The organism is Actinoplanes sp. DH11 (genome assembly GCF_020873875.1).
Taxonomy (GTDB): domain Bacteria; phylum Actinomycetota; class Actinomycetes; order Mycobacteriales; family Micromonosporaceae; genus Actinoplanes.
Genome location: NZ_JAHWGU010000001.1, coordinates 128753 through 153755 on the forward strand (window position 1 = coordinate 128753; position 25003 = coordinate 153755).

25 protein-coding genes are annotated in these 25003 nt (G+C 70.3%); 17 read left to right on the forward strand and 8 right to left on the reverse strand.

All coding sequences use genetic code 11. The annotated features are described in order from the left end of the window. Nucleotides 1–44 precede the first annotated feature (44 nt). The 10 genes from kduI (at nt 45) to LPA41_RS00710 (ending at nt 9552) form a co-directional block, all read left to right on the forward strand. A complete protein-coding gene (gene kduI / locus LPA41_RS00665; RefSeq protein ID WP_229067473.1) occupies nt 45–884 on the forward strand; it encodes a 5-dehydro-4-deoxy-D-glucuronate isomerase in 840 nt (279 codons plus the stop codon). 27 nt (nt 885–911) lie between these two features. Next, complete coding sequence (locus LPA41_RS00670; RefSeq protein ID WP_229067474.1) at nt 912–1733, forward strand: IclR family transcriptional regulator; 822 nt, start codon at nt 912–914, stop codon at nt 1731–1733. Next, nucleotides 1730–2521, forward strand: a complete 792-nt coding sequence (locus tag LPA41_RS00675; RefSeq protein ID WP_229067476.1) for an SDR family oxidoreductase — start codon at nt 1730–1732, stop codon at nt 2519–2521. The genes LPA41_RS00670 and LPA41_RS00675 overlap by 4 nt, the downstream gene beginning before the upstream one ends. Nucleotides 2522–2665: 144 nt before the next feature. Continuing rightward, nucleotides 2666–3277 carry a bifunctional 4-hydroxy-2-oxoglutarate aldolase/2-dehydro-3-deoxy-phosphogluconate aldolase gene (gene eda, locus LPA41_RS00680; protein ID WP_229067478.1) on the forward strand — a complete coding sequence of 204 codons (612 nt, stop codon included), beginning with the start codon at nt 2666–2668 and terminating at the stop codon, nt 3275–3277. Continuing rightward, nucleotides 3249–4229 carry a sugar kinase gene (locus LPA41_RS00685; RefSeq protein WP_229067480.1) on the forward strand — a complete coding sequence of 327 codons (981 nt, stop codon included), beginning with the start codon at nt 3249–3251 and terminating at the stop codon, nt 4227–4229. The genes eda and LPA41_RS00685 overlap by 29 nt, the downstream gene beginning before the upstream one ends. A gap of 186 nt (nt 4230–4415) precedes the next feature. Then, nucleotides 4416–5924, forward strand: a complete 1509-nt coding sequence (locus LPA41_RS00690) for an Ig-like domain-containing protein (RefSeq protein ID WP_229067482.1) — start codon at nt 4416–4418, stop codon at nt 5922–5924. Nucleotides 5925–6180: 256 nt separating this feature from the next. After that, nucleotides 6181–7017, forward strand: coding sequence for a CPBP family intramembrane glutamic endopeptidase (locus LPA41_RS00695; RefSeq protein ID WP_229067484.1), 837 nt, complete (start codon nt 6181–6183; stop codon nt 7015–7017). Next, nucleotides 7014–8171 carry a histidine kinase gene (locus tag LPA41_RS00700; RefSeq protein ID WP_229067485.1) on the forward strand — a complete coding sequence of 386 codons (1158 nt, stop codon included), beginning with the start codon at nt 7014–7016 and terminating at the stop codon, nt 8169–8171. Before LPA41_RS00695 ends, LPA41_RS00700 begins: the two co-directional genes overlap by 4 nt. Then, entirely contained in the window at nt 8168–8827 is a 660-nt protein-coding gene (locus tag LPA41_RS00705) for a response regulator transcription factor (RefSeq protein WP_229067486.1), read from the forward strand. Before LPA41_RS00700 ends, LPA41_RS00705 begins: the two co-directional genes overlap by 4 nt. Nucleotides 8828–8949: 122 nt before the next feature. Beyond that, nucleotides 8950–9552, forward strand: a complete 603-nt coding sequence (locus LPA41_RS00710; protein ID WP_229067488.1) for a TetR/AcrR family transcriptional regulator — start codon at nt 8950–8952, stop codon at nt 9550–9552. Between the two features lie 212 nt (nt 9553–9764). On the opposite strand, the gene LPA41_RS00715 is transcribed toward LPA41_RS00710, so the two are convergent. Next, complete coding sequence (locus tag LPA41_RS00715; protein ID WP_229067489.1) at nt 9765–10643, reverse strand: SDR family oxidoreductase; 879 nt, start codon at nt 10641–10643, stop codon at nt 9765–9767. 135 nt (nt 10644–10778) lie between these two features. Here LPA41_RS00715 and LPA41_RS00720 point away from each other — a divergent pair, with 135 nt between their 5' ends. Beyond that, nucleotides 10779–11357: a TetR/AcrR family transcriptional regulator gene (locus LPA41_RS00720; protein ID WP_229067490.1), complete on the forward strand. Its 579-nt coding sequence runs from the start codon at nt 10779–10781 to the stop codon at nt 11355–11357. Between the two features lie 12 nt (nt 11358–11369). Here LPA41_RS00720 and LPA41_RS00725 read toward each other — a convergent pair whose 3' ends face one another. Continuing rightward, nucleotides 11370–12209: an SDR family oxidoreductase gene (locus tag LPA41_RS00725; protein ID WP_229067491.1), complete on the reverse strand. Its 840-nt coding sequence runs from the start codon at nt 12207–12209 to the stop codon at nt 11370–11372. A gap of 90 nt (nt 12210–12299) precedes the next feature. Here LPA41_RS00725 and LPA41_RS00730 point away from each other — a divergent pair, with 90 nt between their 5' ends. Next, the gene (locus tag LPA41_RS00730; RefSeq protein WP_229067493.1) at nt 12300–12905 is read left to right on the forward strand and encodes a TetR/AcrR family transcriptional regulator; all 606 of its coding nucleotides are present in this window, start codon (nt 12300–12302) and stop codon (nt 12903–12905) included. A 166-nt stretch (nt 12906–13071) separates the two neighbouring features. On the opposite strand, the gene LPA41_RS00735 is transcribed toward LPA41_RS00730, so the two are convergent. After that, complete coding sequence (locus LPA41_RS00735) at nt 13072–13815, reverse strand: calcium-binding protein (RefSeq protein ID WP_229067494.1); 744 nt, start codon at nt 13813–13815, stop codon at nt 13072–13074. A gap of 772 nt (nt 13816–14587) precedes the next feature. Here LPA41_RS00735 and LPA41_RS00740 point away from each other — a divergent pair. Continuing rightward, on the forward strand, nt 14588–15868 hold the full coding sequence (locus LPA41_RS00740) for a PP2C family protein-serine/threonine phosphatase (protein WP_229067496.1): 1281 nt from the start codon (nt 14588–14590) through the stop codon (nt 15866–15868). 4 nt (nt 15869–15872) lie between these two features. Here LPA41_RS00740 and LPA41_RS00745 read toward each other — a convergent pair whose 3' ends face one another. Beyond that, on the reverse strand, nt 15873–16121 hold the full coding sequence (locus LPA41_RS00745) for a hypothetical protein (protein WP_229067497.1): 249 nt from the start codon (nt 16119–16121) through the stop codon (nt 15873–15875). Then, on the reverse strand, nt 16118–16870 hold the full coding sequence (locus LPA41_RS00750) for a TetR/AcrR family transcriptional regulator (protein ID WP_229067498.1): 753 nt from the start codon (nt 16868–16870) through the stop codon (nt 16118–16120). The genes LPA41_RS00745 and LPA41_RS00750 overlap by 4 nt, the downstream gene beginning before the upstream one ends. A gap of 86 nt (nt 16871–16956) precedes the next feature. On the opposite strand from LPA41_RS00750, the gene LPA41_RS00755 reads away from it, so the two are divergent. From LPA41_RS00755 to LPA41_RS00770, 4 genes are read left to right on the forward strand one after another with little or no spacing between them, the layout of a single operon-like run. Further along, the gene (locus LPA41_RS00755; protein ID WP_229067502.1) at nt 16957–17949 is read left to right on the forward strand and encodes a zinc-binding dehydrogenase; all 993 of its coding nucleotides are present in this window, start codon (nt 16957–16959) and stop codon (nt 17947–17949) included. A gap of 21 nt (nt 17950–17970) precedes the next feature. After that, nucleotides 17971–19137 carry a glycosyltransferase gene (locus tag LPA41_RS00760; RefSeq protein WP_229067504.1) on the forward strand — a complete coding sequence of 389 codons (1167 nt, stop codon included), beginning with the start codon at nt 17971–17973 and terminating at the stop codon, nt 19135–19137. Between the two features lie 9 nt (nt 19138–19146). Further along, the gene (locus tag LPA41_RS00765; protein WP_229067505.1) at nt 19147–19893 is read left to right on the forward strand and encodes an ABC transporter ATP-binding protein; all 747 of its coding nucleotides are present in this window, start codon (nt 19147–19149) and stop codon (nt 19891–19893) included. A 1-nt stretch (nt 19894) separates the two neighbouring features. After that, the gene (locus LPA41_RS00770; RefSeq protein WP_229067507.1) at nt 19895–21793 is read left to right on the forward strand and encodes an FtsX-like permease family protein; all 1899 of its coding nucleotides are present in this window, start codon (nt 19895–19897) and stop codon (nt 21791–21793) included. A 79-nt stretch (nt 21794–21872) separates the two neighbouring features. On the opposite strand, the gene LPA41_RS00775 is transcribed toward LPA41_RS00770, so the two are convergent. Genes LPA41_RS00775 through LPA41_RS00785 form a run of 3 tightly spaced genes read right to left on the reverse strand, consistent with a single transcriptional unit; the run spans nt 21873 to nt 25002 of the window. Beyond that, the gene (locus LPA41_RS00775; RefSeq protein ID WP_229067509.1) at nt 21873–23087 is read right to left on the reverse strand and encodes an ABC transporter permease; all 1215 of its coding nucleotides are present in this window, start codon (nt 23085–23087) and stop codon (nt 21873–21875) included. Beyond that, nucleotides 23084–23764 carry an ABC transporter ATP-binding protein gene (locus LPA41_RS00780; RefSeq protein ID WP_229067511.1) on the reverse strand — a complete coding sequence of 227 codons (681 nt, stop codon included), beginning with the start codon at nt 23762–23764 and terminating at the stop codon, nt 23084–23086. The genes LPA41_RS00775 and LPA41_RS00780 overlap by 4 nt, the downstream gene beginning before the upstream one ends. After that, the gene (locus LPA41_RS00785) at nt 23761–25002 is read right to left on the reverse strand and encodes a hypothetical protein (protein WP_229067513.1); all 1242 of its coding nucleotides are present in this window, start codon (nt 25000–25002) and stop codon (nt 23761–23763) included. Before LPA41_RS00785 ends, LPA41_RS00780 begins: the two co-directional genes overlap by 4 nt. Nucleotide 25003 lies beyond the last annotated feature (1 nt).

Sequence of the window (25003 nt, forward strand, 5' to 3'; positions counted from 1 at the left end):
GTCGGCCGACCTGAATGAGCTTCCACCACATCCCAAGGAGAACGATGGAACAGCGTTACGCCACCAGCCCCGAGCACATCCCGGGCATGGACACCGAGGAGCTGCGTGACCGTTACCTCGTGCCCGGCCTGTTCGTCGACGATGACGTCAACGCCCTGTACACGCACCACGATCGGGTAGTCGTGGCCGGCGTGAAGCCGGTGACCAAGCCGGTCGCACTCCCGACGTTCCCGGAGATTGTCAGCCCATACTTCTTCGAGCACCGCGAGGCCGGGATCGTCAACGTCGGCGGCCCCGGAACCATCACCGTGGACGGCACCAAATACGAGGCCCAGCACGGCGCGTGCCTGTACGTGGGGCGCGGTGCCGTCGACGTGGTGTTCGAATCCGGTGACGCGGCGGGCGAGGCGGGCCCGGCCCGGTTCTACCTGTTCTCCGCTCCGGCACACACGACCTACCCGACAACCTTCGTGGCTCCCGGCGAGGGCACCGTCCGGGAACTCGGCGACCCGGAGCAGTCGAACCGGAGAACCCTGAACCAATACATCCATGAGAACGGTGTACGGAGTTGCCAGGTGGTCATGGGCGTCACCACCCTGCACACGGGCAGCATGTGGAACACGATGCCCGCGCACACCCACGCCCGGCGGACCGAGGTCTACCTGTACTTCGATCTGCCGGCCGATGCCCGGGTGGTCCACCTGCTCGGCGAGCCCACCGAGACCCGGCATCTGGTGGTCGGCAAAGAGGAGGCGGTGATCTCGCCGAGTTGGTCGGTGCATTCCGGTGTGGGCACCGCGAGTTATAGCTTCGTGTGGGCGATGGCAGGAGAAAATCAGTCGTTCGACGACATGGATGGCTTCGCCATCGCCGACATGCGCTGATCAGACGCCCTTCAGTTAGGTGAGTTCATGACCAACGAAACGGTCCGAATGGCCGACCAGCTGCTTACCGGCGGTGCCAACGCGAGCGAGAAGACCCTGCTCGTCCTGGAAGCGGTCATGACTCATGCGCGGTTCTCGGAGGTGGTCGAGGCGACAGGTCTCGCCAAGGCCACCACACACCGCATCCTGGCGACCCTGATCGACCGGCGGTTCGTCACTGTCGCGCCCGACGGCGGCTACCTGCCCGGCCCGAAGATCCTCTCGCTGGCCGGGCAGGCCTTGCGGCGGATCGACATCTCCGCGATCGCACAGCCTTTCGTCGACGCTCTGGTCGATCAGGTGCATTGCACGGTCCACGTCGGCGTGGTCAACGGCGACGAGATCATCTACCTGATCCGTGCCGATTCGGACAAGCCATACCGGATGCCGTCGCGAGTCGGTCTTGCGATTCCCATGCACACATCGGGCATCGGGAAGGTGGTGCTCAGCGGGTACAACGACCACGAGCTCCACCGATTCGTGGCTCGCGCGGAACTGCCGGCCCTGACCGGGAACACGATCACCACCCTGGACGCGTTGCGGGCCGAGCTCGCCGAGATCCGCGCGGTGGGATACGCATTCGACCGCGAAGAGAACGTGCCCGGGGTCATCTGCGTGGCGGCACCGATCCGGGACTCGACCCACAAAATCAACTACGGAATCAGCATCTCGACCCTGACGATCGAACACACTCTCGAGCAACTGGAGGCGATGGCCCCACTGGTCGTCGAGAGCGCCGCGCAGATCTCAGAAGCCCTCGGATTCACCCCCACATCGTCTTTTGTGCCACCTGAAGGAGCCTATCCATGACGCGCCCAGCCGGCAGTCCTGCCGCGTACCTCACCCGCAGCTTCAGCCTGGAGGGAAAGGTCGCAGTGGTGACTGGCGCCGGCCGGGGGATCGGGCTGGCGATCGCGGAGTCGTTGGCCGCCGCGGGTGCTGACATCATCGGCGTCAGCCACAACATGCCGTCCGGCGCCAGCGAGACCCGATCCCTGGTGGAGCGGCTGGGGCGCACCTTCACCCCCGTGCGAACCGATTTCTCCATCCGGCCGGACGTAACGGCGCTGGCAGCCGATCTGGCAGGCCGCGAAGTCGACATCCTGGTCAACAACGGCGGCACCATCCGTCGGACCCCGGCTGCGACGCATTCCGACGACGACTTCGACCACGTAATGGATGTCAACCTCCGCGCGACCTGGGTGCTGTCCCGCGAGATCGGCCGCTCGATGCTCGAGCGCGGCCACGGGAAGATCGTGAACATGGCATCCATGCTGAGCTTCCAGGGCGGAGTGAACGTCCCGGGTTACACATCGTCCAAGTCGGCTGTCGCCGGTCTGACGAAGGCACTGGCGAACGAGTGGGCCGGTCGGGGCGTCAACGTCAACGCCGTCGCTCCCGGCTACGTCGCCACCGACAACACCCACGACCTGCGCCGAGACCCCCAGCGCAGCGGCGAGATCCTCGGTCGGATCCCCGCCGCACGCTGGGCCGAGCCCGCCGATATCGCCGGCGCGGTGCTGTTCCTCTGCTCCAGCTCAGCCGACTACGTCAATGGAGCCATCCTTCCGGTCGACGGCGGATGGCTTGCCCGCTGACGCCGGCATTCACAAAGCTCGCACGAACCGGTGAGTTCGGCGACTCCGTTCCATCGAGCATCCGCGGCTCGCGGTGGAGATGGCCGAACACCCGCGCACGATTCGCGACGCCGGGACGCTCCCCGGCCTGGAGAAGGTGATCCGATGAAAATCTTCGAGGAACATCCCATTGTTCCGGTCGTCGTTCTCGATGACGAATCCCGGGCAGCGGACCTGGGACGGGCACTGGTGGGCGGCGGGCTGCCGATCGCTGAGGTCACGTTGCGTACGCCGGGGGCGCTCGCAGCGATCGCCACGATGGCGCGCAACAAGGACTTGCTGGTCGGGGCGGGGACCGTGCTCACCCCCGAGCAGGCGACGGCCGCTGCGGAGGCCGGTGCCCGCTTCGCCGTCTGCCCGGGGCTGTCCCGCGCCGTGGTGGAGCGGTGCGGCGCGCTCGGATTGCCCGTACTCCCGGGGGTGGCCACCGCGACGGAAGTCCTGGCCGCCCGGGAAATCGGCCTGGAGGCCGTCAAGTTCTTCCCGGCCGAGACTTCGGGAGGAGCGCCGGCTGTGGCCGCGCTCGCGGCGGTCTTCGGCGACATGCGGTTCGTGCCGACGGGCGGTATCACCGCGGCCAATGCCGGTGACTATCTCGCGCTGCCCTCGGTGCTCGCGGTCGGCGGTTCCTGGATGGTGCCGCGCTCGGCTGATCTCGACCAGATCCACGAGCTCATCGGAGGGGTGCGTGACGTCATTGCGGCTGCGGGACGCTGATTCCTGCAGGTACGACCTGGTCAGTCTCGGTGAGGTGATGCTGCGCCTCGACCCGGGCGAGGGGCGGGTACGGACCACGCGGACGTTCCGGGTCTCCGAGGGCGGCGGCGAGTACAACGTGGCCCGCGCGCTGCGGCGCGTTTTCGGGATGCGGACCGCGATTGTCACGGCGCTCGCCGACAACGAGGTGGGGCGGCTCGTCGAGGACTGCATGCTGACCGGCGGGGTGGACACGTCGCTGGTGCGCTGGGTGCCCTATGACGGGATCGGTCGTACGGTACGCAACGGGCTCAACTTCACCGAACGCGGTTTCGGGGTACGGGGAGCGCTGGGGGTGTCCGATCGTGGTCATAGCGCAGCGTCACAGATGCGCCCTTCCGACGTGGACTGGGACCACCTGTTCGGGGTCGCCGGGGTGCGGTGGTTGCATACCGGTGGAATCTTCGCGTCGTTGTCGCCGGTGGCGGCTTCCACAGTCCGCACCGCTGTCGAGGCCGCCCGGCGGCACGGGACCGCGGTGTCGTTCGACGTGAACTACCGGCCCAGTCTCGGTAATGACCTGTTGCCCGACGTGCTGCCGTTCGTGGACGTACTGATCGGTGTGCGCGACGTCGAGTCGTACCCGGAGACACCCGTTGTCGCGACCACCACACGGCGGGTGGTGAGCGCCAGTCGTAACGACTTCGGCGCCGTGGCCTGGTCGCCGTCGACCGGCGTTGTGCGAGCCACGGAGAGGCCTGACCTGGACGTGCTGGACCGGGTCGGCTCAGGTGACTCGTTCGCCTCCGGGTTGATCTACGGATTGCTCTGCGGGCGTCCGCTTCAGATCGCTGTCGAGTACGGCGCGGCACACGGTGCGCTGACGATGACCACTCCCGGCGACACTTCGATGGCCACGGCTGCTGAGGTGATGGCACTCGCCGGAGGTGCCAGCGCCGCGGTGACCCGTTGAGCGTCACGATGGCGAGTCCCTTCGGGCGCACAGACGATCAAGGCCGTGACCTGTGACGTCGTCCGGGATGCTCGGTCCCGGGCTGCGCCGCACAGGCAAGATCAAGTGACACTGGATCGGGGCGGCGCGAGACGGTGGTGATCTCTAATATGTGGCGCGATGATCTTCCTGCGGGGAAGGAACCCTTTGCTCCCTCACTCCATCTCCTGGCGGGTCCTCGGTGGACTGGCCGCGACCGCGGTGTCGGTCGCCGGCCTGATTGCCCCGGCCTATGCAGCAGATGCTCCGGCCCACAACGCGGCGCTCGTCGCGAATACGTCGGTTGACGACATCAAGCCGGTGATCGAGGACGCGGGCCTGGCCGTGTACGACGCGGTCGCCTACACCACCTACTTCTGGCCTTGGGTGCGGGACAACGTCAAGGTCACGAGGCTCGAGGTCACGGGCTCGCCCGCTTCCGCACGCGCCACCTGCACGCCGCGTACCTCGTCCGACACCTGGGCGTGCAAGATGACCCAGGAGGTCGCCGACGGCACCGAGGCCAAGAACGTCGTCACGATCAAGGCCTACGACGCGGCCGGCAACGCCAGCGAGCCGGTCAGCACCCCCGTGCTCGTGGACCACAAGTTGCCCGAGTACACGGTGTCGCCCGCGCCGGGGACGTCGGTGCGGTCCGGCCCAATGACCATCGAGCTCAACGGCGTGCCAGCCGACATGACAGAGGTACGGGTCTTCGACCGCGATGCCGACAAGGTGCTCGCCACCCTCACCAGTGCGCCTTGGCGTTACGTCTGGAACGCGTCGGACGATTCGTCGCCCATCTTCGTGGCCGTCGACAAGGTCGGGAACCCCTGGAATGTCGGCGCCGACTACATCGTCGATGACAAGTCACCGGTCATCAACCAGGTGAGCACGGTCAGTCGATACCTGCCGAACCGGCTGGACACCGGCAAGGGCTGGGCCGGCACCAAGGCCCTCCTGGAATACTCGGCCTCCGACGAGTCGCCGATTGCCCGTACCGAATGGTGGGTCAATGGGGTCCGGGCCTCGACCGCACCGCGTTTTGCCTGGGACACGCGCGCCATCACCGCCCCGACCGCACGGGTGGAACTGCGTCTCACCGATGCGGCGGGCAACACCGCGGCGAAATCCTTCACCGTGAACATCGACCGGACTGTTTCGGCGACAGTCGTCGCACCGGCGCAGAACACGCTGGTCAGGGGCACGTCGTTCGTCACTTCGGTCAAGGTCGGCGACCCACGCGGCCGGGCCTGGAGCACGCTCCTGTCGCCGGCCCGCCTTTCGGGCTCGCGGACGTCGGCCAGGGTGACGGCCGGCAAGGACGGCACGAAGACGATCATATGGGAGGTCGCCGACCGGCTCGGCAACGTCGCGCAGTTCAAACGGACCGTGATCGTCGACAACACCGCCCCGGCGGCGTCGTTCAAGAGCGCTCCGAAGAACAACACGAAGCGGACCAAGACCTTCACCGTCACCGCCAACGCGAGTGACCGGAACGGCATCGGACGCGTCGAGCTGCTGATCAACGGCAAGAAGGTGGCCACCGACCACCGGGCCGGTTGGCGTTTCACGATCAACCCGAAGAAGTACGGCAAGAAGTTCACCGTCCAGCTTCGCGTTTACGACCGGGCGGGCAACAGCAAGCTGACGACCAAGCGGACCTACCGCCGGTAGTCCTCTCGGCATGACGGCTGCGGCTGATGGCGACATCGGTCGCGGCCGTCATGAGGCAGCGCTACGACACAGATGCCCTTGGCCGGCGTCGTTGCTCGCCCTCACCACCGTCACCGAGCGCTGATGCATCAGCGGGGCCTTGTCCCCCGTGCGAGCTACCCGCAAGTGTCCACTGCACGGTGACGATTCTGGGGCTGAGAATTCATAGGTTTCTTCGTGTCCGCGGCGTCCGGCCGCGGATTGCGAAGGAGTCACCATGCGATTCGTCAAACAGCTTCTCGCCGTCGTCGCCGTCGCCCTCGTCGGTGGGCAGGGCGCCGCCGCCGTCGAGGGCAACTTCTTCCTCACCTTGGTGATCGGCGCTGCGACGGCCGTACTGGGCGTGGTCGTCTACCGGTGGGTGGTGCGGCGCACCGAGCACCGCCCGCCGACCGAGCTCGGGATGGACGGCTGGGGCGGGAAGCTGGGCCGCGGGACGCTCATCGGCTTCGCCATGTTCGCGGCGGTGATCGCCAATATCGCGTTCCTCGGCGGCTACCACGTCGAGGGCTGGGGCTCGCCGACCGGAGCGCTGGGTCTGCTCGGGTTCATGGCGGCCGCCGCTGTCACCGAGGAGTTGCTGTTCCGGGGGGTGCTGTTCCGGATCATCGAGGAGCGTACGGGCACCTGGATCGCTCTCGCTCTGACCGGTGTGGTGTTCGGCGCGATGCACCTGGCGAACCCGGACGCCACCCTGTGGGGGGCGACCGCCATCGCGATCGAGGCGGGGTTCATGCTGGCCGCCTGCTACGCCGCCACCCGGAACCTGTGGGTCCCGATCGGTCTGCACTTCGGCTGGAACTTCGCCGCCGGCGGCGTCTTCAGCGTCGTGGTCTCGGGCAACGGCGAGTCGAAGGGGCTGCTCGAGGCCTCGACGTCGGGTCCGGTCGCGGTCAGCGGCGGCGCCTTCGGGCCGGAGGGAAGCCTGTACGCGGTGCTGGCCGGCGTGGTGCTGACCGTGGTGTTCCTGTGGCTCGCCAAGCGCCGCGGGCACATCGTCCCGCGCCGCCGCCGCACGGCGCAGGCCCCGGCGACCGCTACAGTCACCCAGTGATCAAGCTCCGGAGGCTCCCGGATCTGTGGCGGCAGTGGCCGGTCACGGTCCGGGATCTCCCGCTCGCCCTGGCCTTCGCCCTCGCGGTGATCGTCCCGGCGCTGGAGCAGCAGCGGACGCAGCTCGGTGGCCTGCCCGACCGCCCGTACGACGCACTGACCGTCGGTGTCGTCGCCTTGGAGTGCCTACCGCTGGCCGTTCGCCGCCGGTGGCCGGTCGTCTGCCTGGCGCTGGTGTTTCTCGGCTTCGCGATCGACCAGCTCCGCGGTTACCACACCACCGCGGGTGCCGCACTCGCCATCGCGCTCTTCAGCGCGGCGGCCTACGTGGAACGGCACCGCTGGGTCGTCGTGGGTCTCGCCTCGGCGGCGTACGTGGCCCTGGCAATCTCCCTCGACCGGCTCGGTTCGGTTGAGGGCGTCGCCGGCTTCACCACCTTCTACCTGCTGATGGCGCTCCCGTGGGGCGTCGGGGCGTGGCTGCACCAGAACCGGGCCGCCGAGGCGGAACGACGCCGCCATGTCGAAGAGGTCACCCGTGCCGCGGAGCGCACGCGCATCGCCCGGGAACTGCACGACGTCGTCACCCATCACGTGACGGCGATGGTCGTGCAGGCCGAGGCGGCGCGCTACCTGACGGGTGCCCCGGACAGACTGGACCAGACCTTGACCGCGATCACCGGCACCGGCCGCCGGGCCGTCGGTGACCTGCGGCAGCTGCTCGACCTGCTCAACCCGGATCACAGCACAGGCGACCCGCGTACGCCTTCCGTCGGTGACCTGGACACCCTCGTCAACCAGACCCGGCAGGCCGGGCAGCCGGTCGAATTCGTCCGCAAGGGCACGCCGGCGGCGGCGACCGGCAGCGCCGAGGTGGCGGCGTACCGGGTGGTGCAGGAGGCGCTGACCAACGCGCTGAAGTACGCGCACGGCAGCCGGACCACAGTTCACGTTCATCACGGGAAAGGGGAGACGACCGTGGAGATCAGCACCGACGGCTCCGGATCCGGCAGCGCGTCCCCGGGCGGCAGCGGGCGCGGCCTGGCCGGGCTCCGCGAGCGGGTCACCGTCCTCGGTGGCGACTTCAGTGCGGGCGCGCAGACCGGCGGCGGCTTCCTCGTGCGGGCCCGGATCCCGGCCGGAAACCCGTCGTGACCACGCCGATCCGGGTGCTGGTCTGCGACGACCAGGAGCTGATCCGTGCCGGCTTCGCGACGATCATCGACGCCCAGCCCGACATGGAGGTCGTCGGCGAGTGCGGCGACGGGCGCGCGGCGGTCGGCCTGGCTGCCCGGCTACGGCCGGACGTGGTGGTGATGGACGTCCGGATGCCGGTGCTCGACGGCATCGAGGCGACCCGCCTGCTGGCCGGCGCCGGTGTCCCCGAGCCGGTGAAGGTCCTGGTGGTGACGACGTTCAACCTCGACGAGTACGTGTACGAGGCGCTGCGCGCGGGCGCCAGTGGCTTCCTGCTCAAGGACGCCCCGCCGGGGCAGTTGCTGGGCGGCATCCGCACGGTCGCGACGGGCGCCGCGCTGCTGGCCCCGGAGGTGACCCGGCAGCTGGTGGGCCGGTACGCGGCCCGCATCCGCCCGGCCGAGGGCGACCCGGGCGGCGGCGCGCTGACCCCGCGCGAGCTGGAGGTTCTCCGGCTCATCGCGGAGGGCCTCTCCAACAGCGAGATCGCCGCGGCGCTGGTGATCAGCCAGGAGACGGTCAAGACGTACGTGTCCCGCATCCTCACCAAGCTCAACCTGCGCGACCGGGTGCAGGCCGTGGTGTACGCGTACCGCCGGGGCCTGGTGACCTGAGCGGCCCCGTACGCCAAGCCTGATCTGCGCGGCCGAATCACCACCTGGCGTTGTTAGGGTGGTGGTGCCGTGCCGGCGCCGCGGCTCGGCGCTGGAAAGATGCTTGGAGCGAGGTGGCAGCTGTGTCGACCGGCACCCGACGGGCCCGTGAACGTGCGAACACGCGCGAACGGATCATCGAGGCCGGGTTGCGCGTCCTGGAGAGCGAGGGCGTGTCGGCGCTGACGATCCGGCGCATCGCCACCGACGTCGAATACGCCGCGCCCATCGTCTATCAGCATTTCGCCAACAAGGACGCACTCCTGCTGGAGCTGGCCGCCCACGGGTATCGCCTGATGCTGGCTGAGCTCGAACACACCGCCGAAGAGCCCGACATCGACCGGCGCATGATGCAGCTCGCGTCCGAGTACGTCCGGTTCGCCGGCGAGCACCCGCACCTGTATCAGGTCATGAACGGTGGTGCCGTCGACGCGCAAGATCGCCGACGGGCGGCGGCCGCCGCCATCGCTGTCCTGGAAGAACTGGTGACCGCATGGTCGGCCGCCCACGACGTGGTCCTGGCCGATTTCGATGACGCCTGCGACATCATCTGGGGCACGCTGTACGGCATAGCCTCGCTCGGCTACCTCGACACTGTCGGCAATGAGCGGGCCCGGCGGCTCGCCCAGCAGGCGCTGCGCACGTTGCTCCGCGGCTGGCGGACCGACCTGCCGGAGAACGGGTAAGCACCGGAACGGCTGCTTCGGAATTGATTGCTGAGATGCGCGAACGTTTCGCGCAATGGCGCGAGCAACTTCTCGCCGGCCGATAGAAGACAGCTGCGCCCCGCCCAGGCGCTGCGGTTGCGGCGCCGCGATGCAGCGGCTGGGACATCAGGTGGGTGCCTCCGGCGGAGGCGGTTCCGCGCTGATCGGGGCGGAACCGCCTCGGGGAACTGTCAGGAGGTGTAGTAGCCGGCTTCGAGGTCCTCGAGCAGCGTCGGCCCGGTCGGTTCCCAGCCCAGCAGTTCGCGGGTGGCGGCGCTGGAGGCGGGCTGGTCGCCACCGACCAGGTCGCCGAAGGGACCCATCCGTGCGGGGGCGACGGACGTCGCCGGCAGGCCGGTCTTGGTGGCGATGACTTCGGCGACCCGCCGCATCGGCACGCCCTCCTCGGCGACCGCGTGCAGCACGGAGCCGGCGGGGGCCTTCTCCAGGGCGAGCCGGAACAGCGGGCTGACGTCACTGCGGTGCACGGCCGGCCAGCGGTTCTGGCCGTCGCCCACGTACGCGGCCACGCCCAGCTGCCGGTCGAAAGCGACAAGCATGGCGATCAGGCCGTGGTCTCCTTCGGCGTGCACGGTGCGTGGCAGCCGGACCAGGCCGGAGCGGATTCCCCGCTCGGCCAGAGCCAGCACGGCTTCGGCCGTGGCGGCGCGAGCACCGGCGGGCCCCGAGTCGTTCATGGCGTCGGTCTCCAGGGCGGCCCGGCCGGCCACCATCGGGGTGCCGGAGGCGGCGAAGAACGCCTTGCCGCTGCCCTCCAGGGCTGCGGCGACCTTGGTCAGCAGTTGAAGCTCGTTCTGGACCGTCTCCCCGAACTTCGAGAAGTCGAGTGTGAACGCCAGGTGGGCCACGGCGTCGGCCTGCTTCGCCTGTTCCACGATCACGTCGTGGTCGGACATGTCACCCCGCACGACACTGCCGCCGGCGGCGAGGATTTTCTCGGCGGAGGAGTCCGAGCGGGCGAGCCCGACCACCGTGTGACCCGCTGCCACCAGGTCCTTGGTCAGCGCTGTCCCGATCCAGCCTGATGCGCCCGTGATGAAAACCTGCATGGTGTGACCTCCGTGGGAATGGAGAGAAGGGCCGTCACGCATCGTGATGTGACTGCGTTTCATCAACGTAGCCGATGTTACTCAGTAACATCAACCTGCGGATGTGACTGAGTTACATCAACTAGGATGGCGCCCATGGCGAGGTGGGATCCGGACGCGCGGGGGCGACTGCTGCGGGCAGCGATCGAGTTGTTCACCGAGCAGGGCTACGAGACGACGACCACGGCACAGATCGCCCAGCGGGCCGGTCTGACGCGGACGACCCTTTTCCGGTTGTTCTCCGACAAGCGCGAGATCCTGTTCCAGGGTCAGGGCGCACTCATCGCAGGCGCGACCGAGGCGATCCACCGGGCACCCGCTGACGCGTCCGCCGGCGAGGTACTCACCGCCGGGGTGACGGGACTGGCCGGCGTCCACACGGCTGAGCAGCGGGAAACAGGCCGGCTGCTGGCTCCGCTCATGGCCTCGAGCCCGGAGTTGCAGGAGCGCGCCGCCTTCAAGCGCGACACCATCGCACGGGCGATCGAACACGAACTCTCCGAGCGGTTCGAGGATCGGCGCCTGGCGGGCGTTCTGGCTGACATCGGTGTGCGGTCCTACTACGCCGGATACGCCTCCTGGATCGCCTCCCCGGACGACCTCCCGCTCACCCTCCTGGTCCAGCAGGAGCTCGCCGAGCACAGTGCCGCGCTGCGCCAGATCCTCGTCGAGTGAGAAGGGCGCAGGTCAGGCGGACGTATCTGCCGCCGCCGGCACCTTTGAACCACTTCGGCGGGCCGGGTCCGTCATCCGGTGCATCATCTTGGCGGTCGAGCGTCGGCTGATCAGGCGCATCAAGCTCACAGCGGCCCGGTTGGTCGCGCCGTCGATGACACTCGGACCCGGGTTGCGGCTCTCGAGGTGAGCGAGGGCGGTGGTGACGACATCTTCAGGCGTACGCATCTTCGCACCGGCCGTGGCATCGTCGGTTCCGACGACCGCGTTGAACTCCGTGCTCGTCGCCCCGGGTGACAGCACGAACGTGGTGACGCCGGTCCCGCGTAGCTCCGCCCAGAGGGATTCCGTGAAGCTGAGGACGAATGCCTTCGCGGCCCCGTACACGGCCATGCGGGGTGTTGGCGCGTAAGCGGCCATGCTCGCGACGTTGATCAGGAATCCGCCTGCCGCGATGATGTCGGGCAGGAACGCCGCGCTGAGCTGCACAGGCGCGGAGACGTCGACGGCTATCTCCTGCGCCAGGCGGGCGGGGTCCTCGTCGATGAAGTCGCCGAAGGTGCCGAAGCCGGCGTTGTTGATCAGACTCGTCGCGCGGACCCCCGCGGCATCGGCGGCTGCCTTCAGGTCGCGGCCCGCAGTCGGCGAGGTGAGGTCGAGTGCGATGACAGTCGCGGTGATCCCATGGGCCTTCTCGAGCTCGCCGGCCAGCGCTTCGAGGCGATCGACGCGGCGCGCCACGAGGATCAGGTTCGATCCGCGGGCGGCCAGGGACCGCGCGAAGGAGGCGCCGATCCCGGAACTCGCTCCGGTGACGATGACGGTGTGGCCGCAGTAGTCCGTTCGGGGCATCTGAACTCCAAAGGTGAAGGGTCACCGAGAATGCATCGTATGCCCATCTGGCACCGAGTGCCAAGCAGGCATTTCGATTATGGTGGTGGCATGAGCAAGCAGGAGAGCCTTTGGACGCGATCCCGGCAGGCGGTCTACGCCGAGATCACGAGCGTTGCCATGAAGCTCTTCCTGGAGCAGGGGTTCGAGCAGACGACGATCGACCAGATCGCTGCGACCGCCGCCATCTCGCGGCGATCCTTCTTCCGGTACTTCGGGACGAAGGAGGACATCGTTCTCGGAGATCTGGCGAGCCAGGGGATCCTCATGCGCGACACCCTGGAGGCGATCCCCTTGTCGGTGGCGCCCTGGGAGGCCATCCGGGAGGCGCTCCGCCGGGTCGGAGGGCTGACTCAGGAGCCGGACGTCATGCTCAAGGTCGCCAAGATGATGTACGAGACACCCTCGTTGCGGGCCCGCAGCATCGAGAAGCACCTCCAGTGGCAGGAGCTGCTCGTGCCGAACATCCGGCTGCGGCTCGGCCTTGACGCCGACGACCGACGCGACCCGGCAGCGGATGCGATCGTCTCCAGCGCCATCGCCTGCCTCGATGTCGCAGGGCAGATCTGGACGCGGACCGGTGGGACCGCCGACCTCGCCGACCTCTACGACCGCGCGGTCCTGGCCGTCCGGGCTCCCGATGACAGGACGGCCTGAACCGAGTTCAGGCCGGGAGTGGCGACAGCGGCATCCCGGATGCTCCGACCGGGACCGGTAAAGGTCCTGTTCCATCGGCAGTGCTCGAAACAATCAAGGCCGTGACCTGCGAGAAGGTCACGGCCTGAATGGTGTTGCACACTCGGCTGGTGCTGTGCGGACGGCGTTACTGGGTGGCGGTGTCGTTGCCGGGGCCGCCGACCAGCTTGTCGTTGCCGAAGCCGCCGGAGAGGTTGTCGTTGCCGGTGTTGCCGTAGAGGGCGTCGTTGCCGTTGCCGCCGAGCAGGAAGTCGTTGCCCGCGCCACCGTGGATGGTGTCGCCGCTGTCGGGCATCTCGCCGTCGAGGTCGCCGCCGATGAGGTCGTCGTGACCGGCCTCGCCGTACAGCTTGTCCTTGCCCGGACCGCCCTCGACGTGGTCGTTGCCGGTGCCGCCGCGGAGGGTGTCGTTGCCGCTGCCGCCCTGGACGTCGTCGGTGCCGGCGCCGCCGGTGAGGGTGTCCTTGCCGGTTCCGCCGTAGACGGTGTCGTTGCCGGTTCCGCCGTTGGCGGTCAGGCGCACCGCGGTGTGGTTGTCGACGAAGTCGTTCTTGTCACCGAGCGTGACGTTGAGTCCGGTGGGCTTCTTGGTGGTGCACTTGACCTTGGTCTTGTCGCCCTTGACCGCCTTGCAGCCCTTGCCCGCCTTGATGGCGACCTTGTCGTTCAGGGTGATGGTCCGGCCGGAGATGGTGATGGACAGCGAGTTGGCCTGGCCGGCGGCCGCCGTGAATCGGACGACGGTGCTGTTCTTGCCCACGACTTCGGCCTTGGCAGCCGACGCGGCCTGAGCCGGAGAGGCGAGGAGAGCGGTCGTGACGGCGGTGGCGATGCCGATGACAGCCAGCTTCTTACGGTTCGAACTGAACATTGGATCCCCATCCCTAGCTGCTGATATGGAGACCCTATGAGGATGTGAGAGCTGTTCGTCTCCCGCTTTCGTGTCACACCGCAGAAGGCGGCGCGGCGGGTGTCGGCTCGGACGCCTAGAAAATCTGGGTTGAACGCACTAGACATTTTCGGAAGACGTGGCTAATGTTTCTCTCGTCGGGAGCGAAGATCGCTCGAGATACCGACGAATCATGACCGAGCGTCAAGCAGGGCCCGGACCGTTCGTGGCTCGCTCGGCATCGCGGTGGAGATGTGTCACCGCCCGGAGTTCAGTACGGCATGTGCACCACAAGACCTTGACGTAATTCCAGGTCAGGGCAAATGCAGGCGGGGCTGAGGCTCGGTTTGGGGCTCCGGCTGATGAGAGATCACCTGCTGTACGTGTACGGGGCCATGAGGTTCGCGTGGGGTTCCGGCACCAGCAGGTCGTACGACAGCACCACAGGCGATGGAAGCAGAGGAAAGGGAGGGCCGAGCACCGTTGGATCGCCCGCCGTCACAGAACGTCGTTTCGTTCTGGGGTGGACGGTCACGCTTATGCGATCCTCGCGCCGCACGCCGCTGACGGTGGCAGGCGCGGAAAAGACAAGCCGGCGAACCTGCCGGTAGATGGTGTATTCAACCCGTAACCCCGGGCCCCGGCGCTGCACGCGCCGGGGCCCTCGTCGTGCGGGCCGCCGTCGGTTGCGCCGCGCGGGCGCGAAGTCCCCGTTGGCGACCTGCCGCACCGGATCCCGCCTATGCTGCGTCGCGTGAGCGAGAGCGCGATGAGCAGTATGGATCTTGATGATGTGCTGCTCGCCGTGGAGAAGGCCGCCCCGGTCGACGCCGTGGAGGCGGTGACCCGCAGCATCGGGGCGCGGCTGGACGCGCTGTGGGTGTCGTTCCTGGTGGCGGACATGAGCGGCCGTGCCCTGGTGAGGCTGGCCCACAACGCGATCGGCGAGGTGGGCGACGGCCGCCGGCAGGATCGGGACGTGGCTCTGGTGCTGCCGTTCGACGGCGGCCCGCAGGAACAGGCGCTGCGGGCCCAGCGGGTGCTCGTCGAGCAGATCGGTGACCGGTACGTCGTCCGGGCACCCGTCACTCAGCGGGGTGAAGCGATCGGGCTGCTGGAGATGGCCCTGTCGGCAGCCCCCAGCGACGAGGCCGTGCAGCGGGTGTCGCGGGCCGCGCACACCCTGGCCTTCGTGGTGATCGCCAACCGCCGGCACACCGACCTGTTCGAATGGGGTCAGCGGACGACGCCGTTCACGCTCGCCGCAGAAATCCAGCGGCGGCTGCTGCCCGAGTCGTTCACCTGCGAGGCCGACTCGTTCACCCTGTCGGCGTGGCTGGAACCGGCGGCGAACATCGGCGGGGACACCTTCGATTACAGCCTGGCGCGTGACCTGCTGCACCTGAGCGTCACCGACGCGGTGGGCCACGGTGTCGACAGCGCCCTCACCGCGACCCTGTGTGTCAGCGGGCTGCGCAACGCCCGTCGTCGCGGTGCCACCCTGCACGAGCAGGCGCTGGCGGCGAACCAGGCGATCCTGGACAACAGTTCCCCCGGGTCACTGTTCGCCACCGGACTGCTCGGCCGCCTCGATCTGACGACCGGGACCCTGGACCTCGTCAACGCCGGGCATCCGGCGCCGCTGCTGGTCCGCGCCGGAACCGTACGGCCCGTGGCGTTGCCGGCCAACCGGCCGCTCGGGGTGCTGCCCCGCAAGCCGTACCGGGAAAGCCGGCTCTCCTTGCAGCCCGGTGACCGTCTGGTGATGCTCACGGACGGCATGCTGGAACGTGGTGCCGCCGGGCTCGATCTGCCGGATCGGCTGCGGAACCTGGTCGCGCTGCATCCCCGCGAGGTCGTCCGGGTCCTGGGCGACCTGGTCCTCGACGTCGCCGGTCCGGTCCTGCCCGACGACGCCTGCCTCTTGGTCCTGGATTGGCACGGCGGCCACGGCGACACCCGGTCCACCGCGGCCGGCGCCGACCCCAGCCGGGCCAGCGGCACCGTTCATCCCCTGCCGAACGGGGCAGTCTGAGGGTTCAGGAGGTCGAGCCGAGGCGGTCCACTGCGGCCTTGGCGTCGATCAGGCTCGCACCGGTCCGCTGACGGTAGAGCTTGATGGCGGCGACATCTCCACTCCGGGCGATCTCGCCGGCGATCTCGGCGCGCAGTTCCTCGGAGTCCGGGTGGTGGCTCGGGGCGGTGGCGCGTGCGCGGCGCCGGAGCAGCGCGGCGGCGATGAGCAGCAGCAGGCCGACGGCACCGGCGGCAATGATGGCAGTCGTCATTCTTCGGACTCCTTCTGATCGATGCGCGAACCCGCGACGGTAAAGGTAGCCACAGCGGTAAAGGGGTCCGCGGCGGTGGAGGAAACCCTGGCGGCCAGGGGATCTGCGGCCGCGGAGGGATTCGGGGTCTCGAGGAGCGCCCACGTCAGCGCCTCGGTGAGCCACGTCTCGGACTGGTCAAGGGTCCAGCCGAGGTCGTCGGTGCGGATGAAGTAGGCGGCATTGCAGAGGTGCAGCCACAGGATGTCGGTGGCCCGGGCGGCGTCCACGCCCGGACGGAGGGCGCCCATCGCGGCCAGTCGGTCGGCCACGAGCCGGAAGCCGCCGCGCATGCTGTCGTGTGCGATGGCGAGGCTTTCCCGCACACCCGGCTCGCGCGGGGCGGCCGCGACGACCTGCCGCATCAGCCCCGACCACTGGTCGAACGTGGTCCGGGTCGCGTGGATGAGGAAGCCGAGCAGTTCCCGCGGGTCGGTGATGGCCTGGATGCGGGCGATGGTTCCGGTGATGTCCTCGGCGGTGGTGCCGGCCGTGATGAGGGTGCGCAGCAGGCCGTGCTTGCCGCCACCGACCGCGTAGACGGTTGCCGGCGCGACCCGGGCCGCCGCCGCGATCTCCTCGACCCGCGTCTCGAAGTATCCGTTGCGGACGAACAGGTCACGAGCGCTGTCCAGGATCGCCTGGCGCGTCAGCCGCGCGTACTCCGCTCTTCTGCCGCGTGGAGCGGACCCGCCACGTCCGGATGCCATGCGCTGATCATAGCTGCTACGTTTCATCAGAGTTAGCTCTATTGAGCAGAGCTGAGTATGACGGAAGCGGAAGAAGAGGTGCTGCGATGCGAGCGGTGTGGTTGCGAGAGTTCGGTTCACCAGCGGTTCTGCACGTGGAGGACACCGCCGAGCCGACGGTCGCGTCCGGGCAGGCACTGATCGGCGTGGAGTTCGCCGGGATCACGTGGATCGAGACGTCGTTCCGGGCGAGCGGCTTCGGGCCGTTCCCGGCGCCGCCGATGATCCCGGGCAACGGGGTCGGCGGAACCGTGCTGGCCGTCGGGGATGACGCGGACCGGCACTGGGTCGGCAGGCGGGTGGTTGCCGGCACCGGCGGGTCCGGCGGCTACGCGGAGCGGGTGGCTGTCGGCACCGGCTCGCTGATCGGCGTGCCGGACGGCGTGGCGACGGACGAGGCGGTCGCGTTGCTGGCCGACGGGCGTACCGCTCTGATGATCATGGCGGCGGCGGATGTCCGGCCCGGCGACCGGGTGCTTGTCGAGGCGGCGGCCGGCGGCGTCGGTTCGCTGCTCGTGCAGCTGGCCGTGGCGGCGGGCGCGCGGGTCGTGGCGGCCGCCGGCGGGGCCTACAAGGCCGGCGTGGCACGCGACCTCGGTGCGCACGCCGCTGTCGACTACCGCGAGGTCGGCTGGGCCGACGAGGTGCGCGCGGCGGCCGGCGGTGTCGGGAGTGGCGACGGTGTCGGCGGTGTCGGCGGTGTCGACGTCGTGCTCGACGGCGTCGGCGGTGACATCGCCACCACCGCCTTCGACCTGCTCGCCGACGGCGGCCGGATGATCAGTTTCGGGTTCAGCGCGGCGGCCGGCTGGCCGGACATCTCCGACGAGGTCGCCGCGCGCCGCGGGATCCGCGTGCAGCGCGGCGTCTTCGGACCGCCCGACGAACAGATCCGCCGCACCACCGAGGCCCTCGCCCTGGCCGCGTCCGGCGGGTTGCGGCCGGTCATCGGTCAGTGGCTGCCGCTGGAGCGGGCCGCCGAGGCCCATGCCGCGATGGAGGCCCGTTCCGTCGTCGGCAAGACCGTCCTGACCGTCTGAACCCATCTTCCGGAGAGAATCATGCGCATTTTGTTCTCCAGCGTTCCCGCCTTCGGTCACCTGATCCCGATGCTTCCGCTCGCCGCGGCCGCCCGCCGGGCCGGCCACCGGGTGGCCCTGCTCACCCACCCGTCCATGAGTGGTGCCGCTCCGGATCTGGATCTGCTTCCGGCCGGGCCCAGCATGGCCGAGACCCTCGAGGACGTCAGCCGCCGGACCCGGCTGGACGCCCTCGATGACATGGCACAGGGCGCGGTGGAATTCTTCGTCGAGTCCCGGCTCACCCTCGGCGCCGACGAAGCGCTCGCCGCGGCCGAGGATTTCCGCCCCGATCTCGTCGTCGCGGACATGGTCGATTTCGTCGGCCAGCTCGCCGCCGCAGCCCGCGGTGTCCCGTTCGCCGTGCACGGCTCGACCCTGCCGCTCGCCGAGCCGCTGGCCGTCGCTTTCGAGCGGGCCGTCACCGCGAGGTTCGGGCAACGGTCGGTGACCCGCGGCGCGCCTGTCGCCTACGTCGATCCGTGGCCGGCGAGTCTGCTGCGGCCCACCGACCGGTACCCGGTCACCCGGATCCCGATCCGGCCGCAGCCGCACAGCGTGCCGGGTCAGGCGTGGTCCCGGCCCCGGTTCGCCGGCCGGGAGGACCGGCCGGTGGTTCTGGTGACCCTCGGGACGGTGGTGGAGGACGCCACGATTCTCGGCTCGATCATTTCCTCGCTGGCCGAGTTCGACGTCAACATCCTGGTCGCCGCCGGTGGGACCGGCGAGCAGACCCATGACAATGATCGCGTACGCGTGACCGGCTTCGTGCCCATGGAACAACTCCTCGCCGCGAGTGACCTGGTCGTGGGCGCCGCGGGTGCCGGAACGCTGCTCGCCACCCTGAGTGCGGGCCTGCCGACGGTCCTGCTTCCGCTGGGCCTGGACAAGCCGGTCAACGCCGGCCGGGCGGCCGCCGCGGGCGTGGGACTCGTGGTCACCGACCCCGGTGACGTCGGTGCGGCCGTGGGGACGGTGCTGGCGGACCCGTCGTACGCCGCCGCGTCCGCGGCCGTCGCCGGCGAGATGGCCCGCACGAACTCCCCCGGGACGGTCCTGGAGACCCTCCTGCGTCTGGCCGGCGGTAGGGAGAACCCCACCATGATCTCGGGTGGTGGCCTCATGGGCGTCACTGAGCAGCGGAAATAACGTGGAGTCATGATCAACACCCTCCCGTCGACGCTGGCGCCGGCAATATCGGTGCGGGGCCTGAGCCGTACCTACGGAAACGGCCCGACCATGGTGCGTGCGGCCGACGGCATCGACATCGACTTCCCGCCCGGCACCTGGACCGCCGTGATGGGACCGTCCGGCTCGGGCAAGTCCACGCTCCTGCACTGCGCCGCCGGCCTGGAGCGGGTCGACGCCGGCCGGGTCATGCTCGGTGACACCGACCTCACCACCCTCGACGACGACGAACTGGCAGTGCTGCGCCGTACCCGGATCGGCTTCGTCTTCCAGAGTTTCAACCTGATCGGCTCGCTGACCGCGGCGCAGAACGTGGCGCTGCCGCTACGCCTGCAGGGCCGCCGGCCGCGGCGCACCGAGATCACGGACGCCCTCGCCGCGGTGGGTCTGTCGGACCGGGCCCGCAGCAAACCGCGCCAGCTCTCCGGCGGTCAGCAGCAGCGGGTCTCCGTCGCCCGCGCCATGGTCACCCGTCCGGAGGTCCTCTTCGCCGACGAACCCACCGGCGCACTGGACACCGGTTCGGCCCGAGGCGTCCTCGACCTGCTCCGCAGCACCGTGGAAGGTGGACAGACGATCGTGATGGTGACGCATGATCCGGTCGCCGCCGCCCGCGCGGACGCCGTGGTGTTCCTGCGCGACGGGCGCATCGTGGACCGGCTCGTCACCCCCGGCGTCCGCGAGGTCACCGACCGCCTCGTGGCGCTGGAGCGCTGACATGATGCGACTGAGCTGGGCCGGTCTTCGCGATCGCCGGTCGCTGTTCCTCGGTGCCGTGCTGACCGTCTGCGCCGGCGTCGCGCTGGTCCAGTCATCTCTGCTGCTGCTCGTGACGGCTGCCACCCTGGACCCGCCGGCCGGTGCCTCGCCGATCGCCCGGATGCGGTTCGCCGAGAGCAACGAGGCCCTGGTCGCGGTGCTGGCCGTCACCCTCGGGCTCGCCGGGCTGCTCGCCGTCTTCATCATCGCCTCCACGTTCGCCTTCGCGGTCGAGCAGCGACGCCGGGAACTCGCGCTGCTGCGCATCGTCGGCGGCAGCCGCCGGCATCTGCGACGCCTGCTGCTCGGCGAGGCCCTGCTGCTCGGCGTCGCCGGTACGGTCGCCGGTGTCCCCACCGGCATCGCGGCCATGGCGGCGCAGGCCGCGCTGCTGCACCGCCTCGGTCTGGCACCGGACGGCTTCACCGGCCGGTGGCAGGGCTGGGTCGTGCCGGTCTCCGTCGGCACCGGCATCGTGCTCGCCCTGGCCGGCGTCCTGATCGCCGCCCGGCGTGCGGCGCGGATCCGTCCGCTGGACGCGCTGCGCGAGGCCGACGAGGTCACGAGCGGGATGACGCCCGTACGCCTGTCGCTCGGTCTGATCGCCGCAGCCGGTGCACTTGTCCTCATCGGACTGTCGCCGGTCGGCGGCGCCGTCGGCGGCCAGGCGATGGCGACAAGCGTCTCGGTCTGTGCCGTGATCTCGCTGAGCCTGCTCGGACCCGCCCTCGCCGGTGGTCTCGCGCGGCTCCTGCCGGCCGGCGCGACCGGGCCGCTCGGACTGCTCGCCGTGGCGAACGTCCGCGACGACGCGCGCCGCGCCGCCTCGGTCGCCGCTCCCCTCGTCGTCCTGACCGGCCTGCTGCTCGGGCAGGCCGGTGCGGCGTCCACGTTCACCGCGGCCGGCCGGGCGGAGCAGCGGCACGACACCCGGGCCGACCTGGTGGTCGAGGGGACCGGTACACCTCTGACGCTGCCACCGGCGACCGGTGTGGCCGCCACCGAGACGCAGGTGCCCGTCGCTCTGACCACCGGCAGCGGGGACATGGCCTACACCAGGATCACCAGCGGGCTGGTGGTCGACGCCGGCGCGTACACCCGCGTCCACCCGGACGCCGGTGACCTGACCGGCCTGCGCGGCGCCGTCGTGGCGGCCGGCCCGGGTGCCGACGGGTTCTCGCCCGGTGACACCGTCGGCATCCGGGTCGGCGACACCGACCTGGGCCGGTTGCCCGTCGTGGCGGCGGTGCCCCAGCGGATCGGCGGCGGGGCGTCGGTGCTCCTTCCGGCCGGGCTGCTCACGGCCGGTCAGCTCGCCGACGCGCCCTGGCGCTCGTTCGTCACCCTCGCGCCGGGTGCCGGCCACGACGACGTCGCCGACGCCGTCCCCGGCAGCGCGACGCTCGTCGGCGTGGAACAGTGGTTGCGGCAGGACGGAGCGGCGCGGACCTCGTCCAGCAACGCCGTGCTCGTCGCGGTCATGGGTCTCGGCGCGTTGTACGCCCTGATCGGCGTCGTCAACTCGGTGGTGATCACCGTCGGTGCCCGGCGCCGGGAGTTCGCCGCCGCCCGCACCGCCGGGCTCACCCGCGCCCAGGTCGTCCGCACCGCCGTCACGGAGTCCGCGCTGGTCACCGGCTTCGGGCTGCTTCTCGGCGGGACGGCCGCCGCCGGCACCCTGCTGGCCGCCCTGATCACCACCGGAGCCGTCTCCGGCCGCCCGACGCTCGATCTACCGTGGACGCTTGCCGGCGCGGTCGTCGGGTGCGGTTTTCTGATCACCGCGGCGACGAGCGTCCTGGCCTCGCGAGCGGCAACCCGGGAGCGGCCGGTGACACTGCTGGCCGCCCGCGAGTGACAGCCGGCAGCGAGCGGCGCCCGGGGTGACAGCCGGCAGTCAGCGGTGCCCTGGGTGACGGCCGGGAGCCGGCGACGACTCAGGCCGGCCCGCGGAGGGCGTCGACCGGCTGCATCCGCGCCGCCCGCATCGCCGGATAGGCCCCCGCCAGCAGCCCCACCACCGCGCCGACCAGCGGGGATGCGGCAGCCAGGGTCCCGTCGACCACCGGTGTCCACTGCCGGGTGACGCTGATGGCGACGACGGCCAGCACACCGGTGCTGGCGCCGACGATGCCGCCGAGCAGGCCGATCACGGTGGATTCGAGCAGGAACTGGGCGGCGATGTGCCGGCGGCGGGCACCGAGCGCGCGCCGCAACCCGATCTCGGCGGTGCGTTCCATGACGGTGACCAGGGTGACGTTGGCGATGCCCAGCGCGCCCACGACCAGCGACACCAGGCCGAGGATCAGCAGCAGGCCGCTGACGTCCTGGGCCACCCCGGTCCGCAGGGACGCCGGATCCGGCGGGGCGTCGACCTGCAGCGCGGCCGGATCGTTGGGCGCCAGGGCGATCGGGGCCTGCGCGGCGATGAGCGGGGCGCCGCCGAGCGCGGTGGTGATCGATACCGTGGTGATCGGGCCGAGCCGCAGGTCGTCGTCGGCGGTCGTCCACGGCAGGATGACGGCGGTGCCCAGCGTCTGCTGGTCGGCGCGGCGGACCGCCCCCAGGACGCCGATCACCGTGAAGGGCCGGCCGTCGACCAGGACGGCGGGCTGGTTGTCGATCCGGGTGAGGCCGAGCTGGTTAGCGGCCTCGGCGCCGAGGATCGCGACCCGGTCGTGGCGCCGCACGTGGCCGGTGTCGAAGAACCGGCCGGCGGCGACGTCGGCGCGGGCCGTGTCGAGCAGGGTGGGTGTGGCGCCGACGACGGGCAGCAGCCGGTCCAGGATGCGGGTCGGGTCCTTGACCGCGTTGGCGCGTACCGGTAGATCCTTGCCCTCCTCGGTCCGGGAGTAGGCAGCGACCGCGGTGACCCCGTTCAGCCGGGCCACGTCGTCGGTCGCGGACCAGCGCACCACCGGTGGCGCGTCCGGATCGCCGGCGCGCGGCACGTGCACCGTCACCTCGGTCGCGGTGGCCGCGTCGAAGCGCCCGGCGATCTGGTTGCCCGCCGTGGCGGAGACGCCGAGGGTGGTGACGAGCGTGCCGATGCCCATCACGATGCCGACGACGGTGAGCACGGTCCGGGCCGGCCGGGCGCCCACTCCGCTGACCGCCTCGGCGACCAGGTCCTTGACGGACAGCCGGCTCATCGGGTCACCACCTCGCTGAGGCGGCCGTCGGTGATGCGTACCTGCCGGTCGGCCCGCCCCGCGACCGCGAGGTCGTGGGTGATCACCAGGAGGGTGGCGCCGCCGGCGCGCAGCTCGTCGAAGAGGTCGAGCACCGCGGCGGTGTTGCTGCTGTCGAGGTTGCCGGTGGGCTCGTCGCAGAGCAGCAGTGCCGGGTCGCCGACCAGCGCGCGGGCGATCGCGACCCGTTGCCGCTCGCCGCCGGAGAGCCGGCCGGGCAGGAACTCGTGCCGGTGACCCATGCCGACGCGAGCCAGCGCGGCCACCGCCCGTTCCCGGCGCACCGCGGCCGGGACGCCGGTGTAGAGGCCGCCGAGCATCACGTTCTCCACGACGGTCCGGTACATCAGCAGGTGGAAGGACTGGAAGACGAACCCGATCCGGGAGCCGCGCAGCTCGGTGCGCCGCCGGTCACCCAGCTCGGTGGTCTCCACGCCTTCGAACCGGTACCGGTCGGCGCTCGGCACGTCGAGCAGACCGAGCACGTTGAGCAGGGTCGACTTGCCGGAGCCGGACGGCCCGATGATGCCGAGGTAGTCACCGCGGCCTACGCGCAGATCGATGTCGACAAGCGCGGTCACCGGCGGGTCGGTGGGGAAGGTGCGGCTGACGCCGGTCAGTTCGAGGACGTACGTCATGAGCCGCTCACCACCACGCGATCACCGGCCGTCAGCACGGCACCGACCTCCGGGGTGACCTGGACGTTGCCGGCAGCAGTGAGTCCCAGCTCGACCGGCACATCGCGCGTCCGGTCGCCGGCCGCCTGCACGGTGACCCGGGCCTGCCCGTCGGAGGCGGTGAAGACCGCCGACACCGGCACGCTGAGAACCTCCCCGCCGGTGTCGCCGACCCGGATCCGCACGGTGATCGTCTGCCCGTTGAGCGCGGCCGCCTTCGCCCGGTCCGTCGGCTTCAGCTGGATCGGGATGCCGGGCGCCGCGGGACTTTCATCCTGCTCCGCGTCGGCGGCGGTGCTGACGGCGTACTCGGCCCCCATGCCGGTCAGGGTGGCGCCCCAGGTCTGGCCGGCCGGGCCCTCCAGGGTGGCGGTCATGCCGGTCTTGAGCAGCTCCGCGTCCTCGGCCGACACGGTCGCGTTCACGACCAGGGCCGGGTCGGCGACGGTGCCGACCGGTCCGGCCGGCGCGGTGCCGGCCTTCGCGGTCACCGTGGTCAGCCGGATCGGCAGCTCGGGCAGGAAAAGGATCTCGCCGCTGGGGATGCTGACACCGTAGGTGCGGCGGAACTCGGCGAGGTCGGCCTTCGCGTCGGCGAGCGGCCGGCCGCCGGCCTCGGTCGCGTCCGTGACGGCCCGTTCCAGCAGGCGGAGCTGGGCCCGCTGATCGGCGGCCGGCTTCGCGGCCTCGTACCCCTTCCTGGCGTAGAAGGCGCTCACCGCGTTCAGGGCGCTGTCGTTGAGCGTCCCGGAGGCGGTGAGCCCGCGACCCGGCATCAGCCGCCGCATGGCGGCCCGTAACTGGCGCACGTCGTCGCCCTGGCTGCCGCGGAGCAGGGTCCGGTACATCGGGACCTTGCCTTTGAGTACGAAGACCGGCCGCCCATTGATCTCCAGCAGGACGTCTCCCTCGCGCAGGGTCCGGCCGGCCGTGGCGGTCTTGGTGACCAGCTGCGGGCCGGCCTCACCGGCGCCGCCGGCCACCGTGCCGGTCAGCGTGATCGGCTGCGCCTTGCCGTAGGTGACCGACCCCTGGGTGGTCACCGCCGAGGTGAGGTTGCGTTTCTCCACCGGCACCGTGATCAGTGACGCGGCGGGCGGGCGCCGGTCGGCGGCCGCGTCCGCCGGCGACTTCACCTGACTGGCGGCGAACCAGCCGGCCGCGCCCGCGGCCACGGCGACGGCGGTGCTCAGGGCCACG

Bases quoted from the DNA above. Each gene is read 5' to 3' on its own strand.
- kduI (WP_229067473.1), top strand. From the start codon at position 45: ATGGAACAGCGTTACGCCACCAGCCCCGAGCACATCCCGGGCATGGAC.
- LPA41_RS00670 (WP_229067474.1), top strand. From the start codon at position 912: ATGACCAACGAAACGGTCCGAATGGCCGACCAGCTGCTTACCGGCGGT.
- LPA41_RS00675 (WP_229067476.1), top strand. From the start codon at position 1,730: ATGACGCGCCCAGCCGGCAGTCCTGCCGCGTACCTCACCCGCAGCTTC.
- eda (WP_229067478.1), top strand. From the start codon at position 2,666: ATGAAAATCTTCGAGGAACATCCCATTGTTCCGGTCGTCGTTCTCGAT.
- LPA41_RS00695 (WP_229067484.1), top strand. From the start codon at position 6,181: ATGCGATTCGTCAAACAGCTTCTCGCCGTCGTCGCCGTCGCCCTCGTC.
- LPA41_RS00715 (WP_229067489.1), bottom strand. From the start codon at position 10,643: ATGCAGGTTTTCATCACGGGCGCATCAGGCTGGATCGGGACAGCGCTG.
- LPA41_RS00720 (WP_229067490.1), top strand. From the start codon at position 10,779: ATGGCGAGGTGGGATCCGGACGCGCGGGGGCGACTGCTGCGGGCAGCG.
- LPA41_RS00725 (WP_229067491.1), bottom strand. From the start codon at position 12,209: ATGCCCCGAACGGACTACTGCGGCCACACCGTCATCGTCACCGGAGCG.
- LPA41_RS00730 (WP_229067493.1), top strand. From the start codon at position 12,300: ATGAGCAAGCAGGAGAGCCTTTGGACGCGATCCCGGCAGGCGGTCTAC.
- LPA41_RS00735 (WP_229067494.1), bottom strand. From the start codon at position 13,815: ATGTTCAGTTCGAACCGTAAGAAGCTGGCTGTCATCGGCATCGCCACC.
- LPA41_RS00745 (WP_229067497.1), bottom strand. From the start codon at position 16,121: ATGACGACTGCCATCATTGCCGCCGGTGCCGTCGGCCTGCTGCTGCTC.
- LPA41_RS00750 (WP_229067498.1), bottom strand. From the start codon at position 16,870: ATGGCATCCGGACGTGGCGGGTCCGCTCCACGCGGCAGAAGAGCGGAG.
- LPA41_RS00755 (WP_229067502.1), top strand. From the start codon at position 16,957: ATGCGAGCGGTGTGGTTGCGAGAGTTCGGTTCACCAGCGGTTCTGCAC.
- LPA41_RS00760 (WP_229067504.1), top strand. From the start codon at position 17,971: ATGCGCATTTTGTTCTCCAGCGTTCCCGCCTTCGGTCACCTGATCCCG.
- LPA41_RS00765 (WP_229067505.1), top strand. From the start codon at position 19,147: ATGATCAACACCCTCCCGTCGACGCTGGCGCCGGCAATATCGGTGCGG.
- LPA41_RS00770 (WP_229067507.1), top strand. From the start codon at position 19,895: ATGATGCGACTGAGCTGGGCCGGTCTTCGCGATCGCCGGTCGCTGTTC.
- LPA41_RS00775 (WP_229067509.1), bottom strand. From the start codon at position 23,087: ATGAGCCGGCTGTCCGTCAAGGACCTGGTCGCCGAGGCGGTCAGCGGA.
- LPA41_RS00780 (WP_229067511.1), bottom strand. From the start codon at position 23,764: ATGACGTACGTCCTCGAACTGACCGGCGTCAGCCGCACCTTCCCCACC.